Annotated in this window: 10 protein-coding genes; 4 read left to right on the top strand and 6 right to left on the bottom strand. The window is 72.6% G+C overall.

All coding sequences use genetic code 11. The annotated features are described in order from the left end of the window. Nucleotides 1–49: 49 nt before the first annotated feature. From pgl to tkt, 5 genes are all read right to left on the bottom strand, one after another. On the bottom strand, nt 50–838 hold the full coding sequence (gene pgl / locus ACFUK0_RS37050; protein ID WP_380257881.1) for a 6-phosphogluconolactonase: 789 nt from the start codon (nt 836–838) through the stop codon (nt 50–52). Continuing rightward, nucleotides 835–2,031, bottom strand: coding sequence for a glucose-6-phosphate dehydrogenase assembly protein OpcA (gene opcA, locus ACFUK0_RS37045; RefSeq protein ID WP_380257879.1), 1,197 nt, complete (start codon nt 2,029–2,031; stop codon nt 835–837). The genes pgl and opcA overlap by 4 nt, the downstream gene beginning before the upstream one ends. Next, nucleotides 2,028–3,584, bottom strand: coding sequence for a glucose-6-phosphate dehydrogenase (zwf, locus tag ACFUK0_RS37040; RefSeq protein WP_380257883.1), 1,557 nt, complete (start codon nt 3,582–3,584; stop codon nt 2,028–2,030). Before zwf ends, opcA begins: the two co-directional genes overlap by 4 nt. A 61-nt stretch (nt 3,585–3,645) precedes the next feature. Then, nucleotides 3,646–4,779, bottom strand: a complete 1,134-nt coding sequence (tal, locus tag ACFUK0_RS37035) for a transaldolase (RefSeq protein ID WP_380257877.1) — start codon at nt 4,777–4,779, stop codon at nt 3,646–3,648. Nucleotides 4,780–4,871: 92 nt separating this feature from the next. Next, nucleotides 4,872–6,971, bottom strand: coding sequence for a transketolase (gene tkt / locus ACFUK0_RS37030; protein WP_380257874.1), 2,100 nt, complete (start codon nt 6,969–6,971; stop codon nt 4,872–4,874). A 461-nt stretch (nt 6,972–7,432) separates the two neighbouring features. Here tkt and ACFUK0_RS37025 point away from each other — a divergent pair, with 461 nt between their 5' ends. Then, nucleotides 7,433–8,374: a heme o synthase gene (locus tag ACFUK0_RS37025; RefSeq protein ID WP_380257872.1), complete on the top strand. Its 942-nt coding sequence runs from the start codon at nt 7,433–7,435 to the stop codon at nt 8,372–8,374. Between the two features lie 189 nt (nt 8,375–8,563). Beyond that, nucleotides 8,564–8,902: a hypothetical protein gene (locus ACFUK0_RS37020; RefSeq protein WP_380257870.1), complete on the top strand. Its 339-nt coding sequence runs from the start codon at nt 8,564–8,566 to the stop codon at nt 8,900–8,902. Nucleotides 8,903–8,979: 77 nt separating this feature from the next. On the opposite strand, the gene ACFUK0_RS37015 is transcribed toward ACFUK0_RS37020, so the two are convergent. Beyond that, complete coding sequence (locus tag ACFUK0_RS37015; RefSeq protein ID WP_380257868.1) at nt 8,980–9,948, bottom strand: heme A synthase; 969 nt, start codon at nt 9,946–9,948, stop codon at nt 8,980–8,982. 207 nt (nt 9,949–10,155) lie between these two features. Here ACFUK0_RS37015 and ACFUK0_RS37010 point away from each other — a divergent pair, with 207 nt between their 5' ends. Together ACFUK0_RS37010 and ACFUK0_RS37005 are read left to right on the top strand one after the other, a co-directional pair. Next, nucleotides 10,156–11,502 carry a choice-of-anchor A family protein gene (locus ACFUK0_RS37010; RefSeq protein WP_380257866.1) on the top strand — a complete coding sequence of 449 codons (1,347 nt, stop codon included), beginning with the start codon at nt 10,156–10,158 and terminating at the stop codon, nt 11,500–11,502. 329 nt (nt 11,503–11,831) lie between these two features. Next, nucleotides 11,832–12,497 carry an LPXTG cell wall anchor domain-containing protein gene (locus ACFUK0_RS37005; protein WP_380257864.1) on the top strand — a complete coding sequence of 222 codons (666 nt, stop codon included), beginning with the start codon at nt 11,832–11,834 and terminating at the stop codon, nt 12,495–12,497. Nucleotides 12,498–12,538 lie beyond the last annotated feature (41 nt).

The raw sequence follows: 12,538 nt of genomic DNA, 5'->3' as shown, positions 1-12,538 counted from the left end.
GTGTATAAGAGACAGCCACGGCGCCCGCCCCCTCTCCACGTACCACCGGCTAGGCGGAGGCCGCCGGGTAGAGCTCGGCCGGGAGCTTCGACGCGGCGGCCCGGTCGAGCAGCCACAGCGTGCGCGAGCGCCCGTACGCCCCCGAGGCCGGGGCCTGGATCTCGCCCGGGCCGGAGAGGGCCAGGGCGACCGCGTCGGCCTTGTCCTCACCCGCCGCGAGCAGCCAGACCTCGCGGGCGGCCCGGATCGCCGGGAGGGTGAGCGAGACCCGGACCGGCGGGGGCTTGGGTGCCCCCCGGACGCCGGTCACGGTCAGCTCGTTCTCCCGGACGCCCGGGTGCTCGGGGAACAGCGACGCCACGTGGGTGTCCGGACCGACGCCGAGCAGCAGCACGTCGAAGGACGGGACGCCGAGCCGGTCGCCCGGCTCGGCGGCCGCGGCCAGTTCCCGCGCGTAGCGGGCGGCGGCCGCCTCCACGTCGGAGCCGTCGGCGCCGTCCGAGGCCGGCATCTCGTGCACCCGGGCCGGGTCCAGCGGGACGCGGGCCAGCAGTTCGTCCCTGGCCTGGACGGCGTTGCGCTCCGGGTCCGCGGCGGGGACGAAGCGCTCGTCGCCCCACCAGAGGTCCAGGTGCCGCCAGTCCACCGCGTCGCGCGCGGGGGAGGACGCGATCGCGGCGAGCAGCGCGTTGCCGTTGCGCCCGCCCGTGAGCACCACCGAGGCGGTGCCGCGGGCGGACTGCGCGTCCACGATCCTGGTGATCAGCCGGGCCGCTGCGGCCTGCGCCATCAGCTCCTTGTCCCGGTGCACCACCAGCTGCGGGACGGCGGCCGTCACGAGCCGCTCCGCTTGGTGGCGCGCTTGACCGGCGTCTTGGCCGGGGTGGCCTTGGCGGCGGCGCGGTCGGCCGTGCCGGGGAGCGACTTGGCCGGGGTCCGGCGCGCCACCGTCTTCTTGGTGACGGCCTTCGCCGGTGCCTTGGCCGCTGCCGCCTCGGCGGGCGCCTCGACCGGGACCTTGGCACTGACCCGGACCGGGGCGACGGTGACCGCCGCCTCGACGGCCTTGGCGGCCTTGACGGCTGCCGTGGTCTCGACGCCGGCCGGCTCGCGCAGCCGCTCGACGGGAGTCCGGACGGCCGTCGCGTAGATGTCGTCCGGGTCGAGCCGGCGCAGCTCCTCGGCGATCAGTTCGGACGTCTCGCGGCGCTTGAGCGCCACCTGGCGTACCGGTGCGCCAGGCATGGACAGCGTGCCCATCAGGCCGTCCGGACGGTCGAGGGTGACGTCGCCGTCCTTCGTCCGCAGCGTCACCGAGGTGATGCCGGGGCCGCCGGTGACGACGCGCTCGACCGGGACCCGCAGCCGGTTGGTCAGCCAGAGGCCGAGCAGCTCGACGCTGGGGTTGTACGACTCGCCCTCGACCACCGCGGAGGTGACCTCGGCCGGCCGGCCGTCCAGCGCGGCGGCCAGCATGGAGCGCCAGCCGGTGATCCTGGTCCAGGCGAGGTCGGTGTCGCCGGGGGTGTAGCTCTGGGCCCGCTGGGCGAGCTGGCCGACCGGCGACTCGGCGGTGACCGCGTCGGTGATCCGACGCTGGGCGATCGCGCCGAGCGGGTCCTGGGCCGGGTGGGCGGGGGAGTTCTCCGGCCACCAGACCACCACCGGGGCGTCCGGCAGCAGCAGCGGCAGGACGACCGACTGCGCGTGCGCGGCGAGTTCGCCGTGCATCCGCAGGACGACCGTCTCGCCGGAGCCGGCGTCGGTGCCCACCAGGATCTCGGCGTCCAGGCGGGTCTCGGCACGGGCCCGGGGCGAACGCCCGGCGCGCTTGATGACCGCGAGGGTGCGCGAGGGGTGCTCGCGGGAGGCGTCGTTGGCGGCCTTGAGGGCGTCGTACGCGCTGCCCTCGTCGGTCACGATCACCAGGGTGAGCACCATGCCGGCGGCGGTGGAGCCGCTGGCCCGGCGGGCGTCCATCAGGGCTGCGTTGATCTTGCTGGACGTGGTGTCCGTCAGGTCGATCCTCATGGCCGGCGCCAGCTCCTGCCGTCTCGTGCGAGCATGTCGTCGGCTTCGCTCGGGCCCCAGGTCCCGGCGGGGTACTGGGCGGGCTTGCCGTGGGTGTCCCAGTACTTCTCGATCGGGTCGAGGATCTCCCAGGAGAGCTCGACCTCCTGGTGCCGCGGGAACAGGTTGGCGTCGCCGAGCAGCACGTCCAGGATGAGCCGCTCGTATGCCTCCGGGCTGGACTCCGTGAAGGACTCGCCGTAGGCGAAGTCCATCGTGACGTCCCGGACCTCGAAGGACGTGCCCGGCACCTTGGAGCCGAACCGCACCGTGACGCCCTCGTCCGGCTGGACCCGGATGACCAGGGCGTTCTGCCCCAGCTCCTCGGTCGCGTAGGAGTCGAACGGCAGGTACGGCGCCCGCTGGAAGACCACCGCGATCTCGGTCACCCGGCGACCCAGGCGCTTGCCCGTGCGCAGGTAGAACGGGACGCCCGCCCAGCGGCGGTTGTTGATCTCCAGCTTGATGGCCGCGTAGGTGTCGGTCTTGGAGGCCGGGTCGATGCCGTCCTCGTCGAGGTACCCGACGACCTCCTCGCCGCCCTGCCAGCCGGCCGCGTACTGGCCGCGCACGGTGTGCTTGCCCAGCTCGGCGGGGAGCTTGACGGCGCTGAGCACCTTGAGCTTCTCGGCCACCAGCGCCTTCGGGTGGAAGGACGCCGGCTCCTCGATGGCGGTCAGTGCCATCAGCTGGAGCAGGTGGTTCTGGATGACGTCGCGGGCCGAGCCGATGCCGTCGTAGTACCCGGCGCGGCCGCCGATACCGATGTCCTCGGCCATGGTGATCTGCACGTGGTCGACGTACGACCGGTTCCAGATCGGCTCGAACATGGTGTTGGCGAAGCGCAGCGCCAGGATGTTCTGGACGGTCTCCTTGCCCAGGTAGTGGTCGATCCGGAAGACCTCGTCACGGGGGAAGACCTCGTGGACGATCCGGTTCAACTCCTGCGCACTGCCCAGGTCGTGGCCGAACGGCTTCTCGATCACCGCGCGGCGCCAGGAGCCCTGCGGGGGATCGGTCAGACCGTGCTTCTTCAGCTGCTGGACGACCAGCGGGAAGAACTTGGGCGGCACGGAGAGGTAGAAGGCGAAGTTGCCGCCCGTCCCCTGCGCCTTGTCCAGCTCCTCGATGGTCTCGCGCAGCTGCTCGAAGGCGTCGTCGTCGCCGAAGTCGCCCTGGACGAAGCGCATGCCCTTGGCGAGCTGCTGCCAGACCTCCTCGCGGAACGGCGTACGCGCGTGCTCCTTGACCGCGTCGTGCACCTCGCGCGCGAAGTCCTCGTCCTCCCACTCGCGGCGGGCGAAGCCGACCAGCGAGAAGCCCGGCGGCAGCAGGCCGCGGTTGGCGAGGTCGTAGATGGCCGGCATCAGCTTCTTGCGGGACAGGTCGCCGGTGACCCCGAAAATGACCAGGCCGGACGGCCCCGCGATACGCGGGAGCCGCCGGTCGGTGGGGTCACGGAGCGGGTTGACGAACGCCGGTGGGGGGTCTCCCGCCTCGGCATCCTGTGTCAACTCGGGGTAATCAGTGCTCACTTGATTTGCTCCGCTTTCAGTGCGCTGTGGTGAGCGAGGATCACTTCTCGGCGGCGAAGGTCGCCAGCGAGGCGGTGACGGTGTCGAGCAGCTCCGTCCAGGACTGCTCGAACTTCGACACGCCCTCGTCCTCCAGCACCTGCACGACGTCGTCGTAGTCGACGCCGGCGGCGGCGATGGCGTCCATCACGGCCTTGGCGTCGGCGTAGTTGGCGGTGATGGTGCCGGCGGTGACGACGCCGTGGTCGCCGGTCGCCTCCAGGGTGGCCTCGGGCATCGTGTTGACGGTGCCGGGGGCGACCAGCTCGGTGACGTAGAGGGTGTCCGGCAGGGCCGGGTCCTTCACGCCGGTGGAGGCCCAGAGCGGGCGCTGCGGGTTGGCGCCGGCGGCCTCCAGGGCCTTCCAGCGGGCGCTCGGCGCGGTGGAGCCGTCGACCGAGCCGAAGACCTCCTCGTACGCCTGGTAGGCGAGGCGGGCGTTGGCCAGGGCGGCCTTGGAGCGCAGGTCCTTCGCGCCGGCCTTGTCGAGGCGCTTGTCGATCTCGGTGTCCACCCGGGACACGAAGAAGGAGGCGACCGACTCGATCGCGGAGAGGTCCAGGCCCTTGGCCTTGGCGTGCTCCAGGCCGGCCAGGTAGGCGTCGACCACGGCGCGGTAGCGCTCCAGCGAGAAGATCAGCGTGACGTTGACGCTGATGCCCCGGCCGATGACCTCGGTGATGGCGGGCAGGCCGGCCTTGGTGGCGGGGATCTTGATCAGCACGTTCGGGCGGTCGACCAGCCACCACAGCTGCTTGGCCTCGGCGATGGTCGCCGCGGTCTCGTGGGCGAGGCGCGGGTCGACCTCGATGGAGACCCGGCCGTCGCGGCCGTTGCTCGCGTCGTAGACGGGGCGCAGCACGTCGGCCGCGTCGCGCACGTCGCTGGTGGTGATCATGCGGACGGCCTCGTCCGTGGTGACCTTGCGGACGGCCAGGTCGCGCAGCTGGCTGTCGTAGGAGGTGTCGCTCCCGCCGATGGCCTTCTGGAAGATGGTCGGGTTGGTGGTGACGCCCACCACGTGCTTGTTCTGCACCAGCTCGGCCAGGTTGCCGGTGTTCAGCCGGGTACGGCTGAGGTCGTCCAGCCAGATCGCCACGCCTTCGTCGCTGAGGCGCTTCAATGCGTCAGTCATGGTGCTCAGTCCTTTTTTCGTCTTCGTCGTCTGTGGGGTCGTCAGACGGGCCGCGTACCCGCTGTGCGGGCGGGCACGCGGCCCCGGGGGTGCTAGCGGTTGACGGCTTCGAGCGAGCGCAGCGCGTTGTGCGCCTCGGCCACCACGGCCTCGCTCGTCAGGCCGAACTCCTGGAACAGCACCTGGTAGTCGGCCGAGGCACCGAAGTGCTCCAGGCTGATGATCCGGCCGTGGTCGCCGACCAGCTCGCGCCAGCCCTGGCCGATGCCGGCCTCGATCGAGACGCGGGCCTTGACGTCCGGCGGCAGCACGCTGTCGCGGTACGCCTGGTCCTGCTCCTGGAACCACTCGAAGGACGGCAGCGAGACCACCCGGGTGTGGACGCCCTCGGCCTCCAGCACCTCGCGCGCCTTGACGGCGAGCTGCACCTCGGAGCCGGTGCCGAGGAGGATCACCTGCGGGACGCCGCTGGACGCCTCGGCCAGGATGTAGCCGCCCTTCGCGGTGCCCTCGGCGGAGCCGAAGACCTCGCGGTCCCAGGTCGGGACGTTCTGGCGGGTGAGCGCCAGGCCGACCGGGCCGGGGTGGCTGGTCTGCCGCTCGATGACGGTGCGCCAGGCGACGGCCGTCTCGTTGGCGTCGGCCGGGCGGACGATCGACAGGCCCGGGATCGCGCGCAGCGAGGCCAGGTGCTCCACCGGCTGGTGGGTCGGGCCGTCCTCGCCGAGGCCGATCGAGTCGTGCGTCCAGACGTAGGTGACCGGCAGCTTCATCAGCGCGGCCAGGCGCACGGCCGGGCGCATGTAGTCGGCGAAGACCAGGAAGGTGCCGCCGTACACGCGGGTCTTCCCGTGCAGTGCGATGCCGTTCATGGTCGAGCCCATGGCGTGCTCGCGGATGCCGAAGTGGATCGTCCGCCCGTAGGGGGAGGCGCTCTTCAGCGGGTTGCCCTCGGGGAGGAAGGAGCTGTCCTCGTCGATGGTGGTGAGGTTGGACTCCGCGAGGTCGGCCGAGCCGCCCCACAGCTCCGGGATCACCGCGCCGAGGGCCTTGAGGGCCTCGCCGCTCGCCTTGCGGGTCGCGACGTCCTTGCCGGCCGGGAAGACCGGGATCTGCTTCTTCCAGCCCTCGGGCAGCTCCCCGGCCTGGATGCGGTCGAACTCGCCGGAGCGCTTCGCGTCGGCGGCGCGCCAGGCGGCGAAGCCCTTCTCCCACTCGGCCCGGTAGGCCTTGCCGCGGTTGACGACCTCGCGGGAGTGGGTGATGACCTCGTCGCTGACCTCGAAGGTCTTCTCGGGGTCGAAGCCGAGCACCTTCTTGGTCGCGGCGATCTCGGCCGCACCGAGCGCCGAGCCGTGCGCCTTGGCGGTGTTCTGGGCGTCCGGCGCGGGCCAGGCGATGATCGTCCGCATGGCGATGATGGACGGGCGCGAGGTCTCCGCCTTGGCGGCGTCCAGCGCGGCGGCCAGCGCGGCCACGTCGATGTCGCCGTCGGTCTTCGGCGTGACGCGCTGGACGTGCCAGCCGTACGCCTCGTAGCGCTTGAGGACGTCCTCGGAGAAGGCCGTCTCGGTGTCGCCCTCGATCGAGATGTGGTTGTCGTCGTACACCGCGACCAGGTTGCCCAGCTTCTGGTGGCCGGCCAGCGAGGAGGCCTCGGCGGAGACGCCCTCCTCCAGGTCGCCGTCGGAGACGATCGCCCAGATGGTGTGGTCGAACGGCGAGGTGCCCGCGGCTGCCCCGGCGTCGAACAGCCCGCGCTCGTAACGGGCGGCCATCGCCATGCCCACGGCGTTGGCGATGCCCTGGCCGAGCGGCCCGGTGGTGGTCTCCACGCCGGCCGTGTGCCCGTGCTCGGGGTGGCCGGGGGTGCGGCTGCCCGCGACCCGGAAGGCCTTGAGGTCGTCCAGCTCCAGGCCGTAGCCGGACAGGTAGAGCTGGGTGTAGAGAGTCAGGCTGGTGTGCCCGGGGGAGAGGACGAAGCGGTCGCGGCCGACCCAGGCCGGGTCGGTGGGGTCGTGGCGCAGGAAGCGCTGGAAGATCAGGTACGCCGCGGGGGCCAGCGACATGGCCGTCCCCGGGTGTCCGTTGCCGACCTTCTGTACTGCGTCCATGGCCAGGACACGGGCCGTGTCGACCGTACGCTCGTCCAGCTCGGTCCACTCGAATGCGTTCGTCGGCGTGGTGCTCACCCTGTCTCAGGGCTCCTTCCGTATTGAAGAGTGACCCCGTGAAGGGGACCGGGTCGGCCACGTCGCTGTGGACCAGACGTATGGGTGGTGCCGGTCACGGAGGGTAGATCCCGCTTCTCCCTGCGAGCCTACCGTTAGGCCCGACGCTCACCCTCAGTGCTGGGGCAACGTGAGGTCATGGATCGCCATTCCTGATCGTCGGCGCAGTCGCTTTGTCCAGACTCACCCTATTTGCGGTTGTTTGCCTCCCAGTGAACCGCGCCGGTCCGCCGAGCCCGCGCCGCCGTCCCGCCCGGGCCTGCGGGTTCACCCACCGGTGTGCCTTCCGCCCCGCCGGGGGACCCCGCGGCCGGTCGGGAGATATGGAGCGTCTAAGGTGGCGTGGTACGCGCAGAGCGGACGAATTCGGCTCCTTCGGTCCGGTGAACGCCTGCGAAGATTCATCTTCAGTTGGGGTGTTAGTGACCGCCGTCGAATCCCGCCCCGCCGGGGTCACCGGTGCGACGCCTGCGCACCGGCCGTTCGGGGCCCGTGTCGGCGCGTTCGTCGCACTGACCAAGCCTCGGATCATCGAGCTGCTGCTGATCACCACCGTCCCGGTGATGTTCCTGGCGCAGCGCGGTGTGCCCGATCCGCTGCTGGTGCTCCAGGTGGTCATCGGCGGCTACCTCTCCGCCGGTGGCGCCAACGCCCTCAACATGTACATCGACCGCGACATCGACGCGGTGATGTCCCGCACCGAGCGCAGGCCGCTGGTGACCGGGATGGTCTCGCCGCGCGAGGCGCTGCTCTTCGGCATCGCGCTGGCGGTCGGCTCCACGCTCTGGCTCGGGCTGCTGGTCAACTGGCTCTCCTCGGCGCTGGCCCTGGCCGCCCTGCTGTTCTACGTCTTCGTCTACACCCTCGGGCTGAAGCGGCGGACCGCGCAGAACATCGTCTGGGGCGGCATCGCCGGCTGCATGCCGGTCTTCGTCGGCTGGGCCGCGGTGGAGAACTCGGTCTCCTGGTCCGCCCTGGTGCTCTTCCTGGTCATCTTCTTCTGGACGCCGCCGCACTACTGGCCGCTGTCGATGAAGGTCCGCGAGGACTACGCCAAGGCCGGCGTGCCGATGCTGCCGGTCGTCAAGGGCAACCTCGCGGTGGCCAGGCAGATCGTCGCCTACTCCTGGGTGATGGTGGCCGTCTCGCTGGCCCTGTGGCCGCTCGCCGACACCAGCCTGCTGTACCCCGTCGCCGCCCTGGTGCTGGGCGCCGCCTGGCTGAAGGAGGCCCACGGCCTGCACGCCCGGGCCAAGGCCGGACTGGTGGGCGCCAAGCTCAAGGAGATGCGGCTGTTCCACTGGTCGATCACCTACCTGACGCTGCTCTTCGTGGTCATCGCGGTGGACCCCTTCCTCCGCTAGACCGGCCGCACCCCGCGGGCCCCGCAGTCCTCACCGGACGGCGGGGCCCGCTGCGTGTCCGGCCGCCCTGTCCGCCGGGCCTGCCTGCCTGCCCGCCCGGCCGTCCTGTTCGCCCGTCCGGCCGGGTGTGGCCCGCCGCACACGCCGCTGCCGTCGCCAGCTCCGCTACCGATCGGTAGCATGCGGGACATGAGCAGCGCAGAGACCGTCACCCCCGCCAAGCCGGACGCCCGTGCCGAGCGCCGCGCCAAGCGCATCGCCAAGAACCTCAGCGGCTTCGCCGCCCGGCACGGCGGCAGCGCCGACGGCGTCGTGGAGTACGTCGGGCGCACCGCGACCCGGATCGTCGTGGTCGGGGCCGACGGCGCCTGGGGCGACCAGGTCGCCCCGACCTACGCCGTCGGCCTGCGGGCCGCCGAACTCGCCGGCCTCACGGTGCACGACTCCTTCGAGGGCGAGCTGGGCCTGCGGGTGCGGACCAGCGCGTACGAGTGGAAGCGGATGGCCGGGATCCAGCTCGGCGGCTGACCCTACGGCGACGGCCCGGCCCCCCGCGACGGTGCGGGGGCCGGGCCGTTCGTGCGTTCGCGTCTCCGGGCGGGGGCTCAGACCGCCACGGCGGCCGGCTCCTGGGCCGGCAGCGCGGCGGCGGGCGCGTCCGCCCGCACCCGCAGGGCCAGCGGCACGCGCAGGACGGCGATCCAGGTCAGCGCGGCGCCCAGCATGTGCAGGCCGACCAGCAGCTCCGGCACGCCCGTGAAGTACTGGACGAAACCGAGCACGCCCTGCGCCAGCAGCACGAGGAGCAGCTCGCGCACCCGGGCCCTGGCGGCCGGCGGCGCCTTGACCGCGGCGAGGACGAAGACCGCCGCGATCACCAGGCCGACCGAGACGAACGCCAGGTCGGCGTGCACCTGGGCGAGCCGGTCGTAGTCCAGCGGGATCCGGGGCACGATCTTGTTGTCGGTGGGCGTACCGGGGTGGTGGCCCGCGCCGGTGACCAGCGTGCCGGCCGCCACCAGCAGCCCGACGACCGCCACCAGCACGTACGAGAGCCGGACGATCGGCTGCGCCACGGACGGCTGCGGCGGCCCGTCACCCTCCTTCGAGCGCTCCCAGGTCAGCAGCGCGACCCACACCAGGGCCATCGCCGAGACCAGGTGCACCGCGACCGTGTACGGGTTGAGCCCGGTCAGCACGGTGACGCCGCCGATCACGGCGTTGCTCATCACCAGCCAGAACTGCGCCCAGCCGAGCCGGGTCAGGCCCCGGCGCCACGGCCGGCCGCAGCGGGCCGCCAGGATCGCCCAGCCGATCGCCGCGCACAGCACGTACGTCAGCATCCGGTTGGTGAACTCGATGATCCCGTGCAGGCCCATCGCGGGCGTCGGGGTCAGGCTCTCGCCCGTGCAGCGGGGCCAGGTGGTGCAGCCGAGGCCGGAGGCGGTGAGCCGGACGGCGCCGCCGGTGACGACGATCACGACGCTCATCACCAGCGCGGCCAGTGCGGCCCGCCGGACGATGACGGCGGTGGGCTGCCAGCGCTCGGCGAGGAGGGAGGAAGGGGTACGCACGGATTCATCCTAGATTGCCCGGCCGGTGATCTTCGGGCGGGGCCGCGGCCGCCGGTGCCGTGGCGACACGCCGGTGGACATCACGGACTTTTGGGGCCAGAGCGGGCAGTGGTCTTGACCACTCGCCAGGTCGGCCGATAAGAGTGCGAATGGTCCATACCTGTGGTCCCACTCACACCCCCAGCACCTACAGGGGAGATCCTGCACATGCGCATATCCGTACCCGCCGCCGCCCTCGCACTCGGCGGTTCCCTGGCTCTGGGCGTCCTCGCCCTGCCGGCCCACGCGACGGAGGGGGCCGGGCAGCAGTGCCAGAGCCTCGGCGTCGCCAACCTCTACGGCGAGTTCGTCGAGGGCGATGACACCCACTCACCCGACGCCGAGGGCGCGGTCGCGATCGGCGGCAACGCCGACTTCAGCCGGGCCGGCTTCACCGTCGGCCAGGAGCTGACCGATGCGCAGGTCAAGGCGCTGCCCGGCGGCAACGCCCTGGTCGTCGGCGGCAACCTGAACGTCGGCACCGGCGTCACCCGGGTCATGCACGGCAACGGCGTCTACGCCGGCCAGAAGATCGGTACGGCCGCGATCGACGGCAACATCACGCACGGCAGCTCGCCGATCGACTTCGCGGCCGAGTTCACCAAGCTCCGGGCCGCCTCCACCGCGCTCGCCGCTGTGCCGCAGACCGCCGGCGCCAAGGCCGAGTCGAAGGGCGCCCGGCTGGAGCTGACCGGCACCGACACCGGGATCAACAGCTTCACGCTGACCGCCGCCAAGCTCCAGGGCGCGAAGGACGTCTTCATCCGCGTCCCGGCCGGCGCGGTCACCATCATCAACGTGACCGGCGACAGCTACGACATGGCCGCGGCCGGCACCACCGGCTTCCACCTCTGGGACGAGGGCCGGAAGGACTACGTCCTGGACGACAAGACCCAGAGCGCCTCGCTCGGCGTCGTGCGGGCGAAGCTGCTCTGGAACTTCCCGTCGGCGGCCAAGGTCGTCAAGAACAGCCCGTCCGCCTGGGCCGGCAGCGTGCTCGCGCCGAACGCCGCGTTCGACCTCGGCAGCGGCGGCCCGGTCAACGGCTCGGTGATCGCCAAGTCGCTGACCGGCAGCGGCGGGGCCGAGACCCACCACTACCCGTTCACCGGCTGCCTGCCGGCCACCGTGCCGCCCGTCCCCGTGCCGACCACGCCCGCGGTGGACGTCCCCACGGCCACCGCGCCCGCCCCCGGCGTCACCGCGACCCCGTCGGCGACCGCCACGGCGACGACGCCCGGTGCCACCCCCAGCAGCACCGCGAGCCGCAGCGCGGCGCCCGCCCCCAGCCCCACCGCGAGCGGCAGCGCCCCGGCGGCCGGCGGCAGCAGCCCGAGCCCGAGCGCGGCCGGCACCCCGGTCACGAGCCCCTCGCCGAAGGCGGGCACCGGCGGCGGTCTGGCGCTCACCGGCGCCGGCTCCGCCCTGCCGCTGGCCCTCGGTGGCCTGGTGATCCTCGCCGCGGGCGGCGCCATCGTCGTCGTCAGCCGCCGGAAGGCGGCCGGCAGGGCGTGAGCTCCGGCCGGCCGGACCGGCCGGCGCCCCCGGTGACCGCTCCGGTCGCCGGGGGCGCTGTTGTCTGCGCCACAGTGGTGTCCCGGGTGCGCGGGTGTCCGCAGGGTGTCGTGGGAGGTGGCGGGCACCCGGGGCCGCCGGGACCCGCCCGGGGGCCAACGGACCGGTGGGATCAGGCCGTTCGGCGGGGTGGCAGGGTGCGTGAGGGCCGGTAGAGTCCGCCCGGACAGTCGCGGCAGGCAGATCCGGAGCACCCGGAGCGCTCCGGAGGGACTTCACGGCGCGCTCAACAGCCCTGCTGCGTAGGATCGTTCGGAGGGAAGAGCGACATGGCACGACAGGTCCGCACCCGCGGCGCAGCACTGGCCGGAGCCGTCACGATCGCCGTCCTGGCATCCGGCGTGCTGGCGGCCGGCGCCTCGGCGCACACCCCGGCGTGGAAGGCGGACTGCGACACCGTCACCGTCGACCTGACCGGCTACAGCGACAAGCAGGACGTCAAGAACTCCGTCAGCCTGACCATCGACGGTGAGAACGTCCTCGACCAGAAGACCTTCGGGGCGTCCTACCACGGCAGCTTCCCGGTCAAGGCGCACACCGTCGCGGGTTCCGCCACCCTCGTCGTCACCACGACGGAGGACCCGAAGAGCGAGAAGTGGAACCTGACCGAGACCAAGCCGATCGCGGTCTGCCTGCCCGCCTCGCCGTCACCGACGGCCTCGCCCTCGCCGTCCCCCTCGCCGACGGCGACCCGCACGGCCACCCCCGCGTCCAGCACCTCGGCCCCGGCCACCCCCGCCCCGAGCAGCGCCGCTCCGGCCACCACCGCGCCCGCGACCGTCCGTCCGGCCGCCGCCACGAGCGCCCCGGCCCTGGCCCAGACCGGCGGGGGCAGCGGCACCGCCCTGTTCGCGGCGCTCGGCGCGGCGGTCGTCCTGCTCGGCGGGGCGCTGCTCCTGCTGGCCCGCCGCCGTCGCGCGGAAAGCCGGCACTGACGCGAACGCCCCGGCCCGGCTCCGCAGCGGCGGAGCCGGGC

This window comes from Kitasatospora sp. NPDC057223, from assembly GCF_042669755.1.
In the GTDB taxonomy this organism is placed as follows: domain Bacteria; phylum Actinomycetota; class Actinomycetes; order Streptomycetales; family Streptomycetaceae; genus Kitasatospora.
Note: the sequence above shows the minus strand (reverse complement) of the source record. Positions and strands in the feature narration are given on the sequence as shown.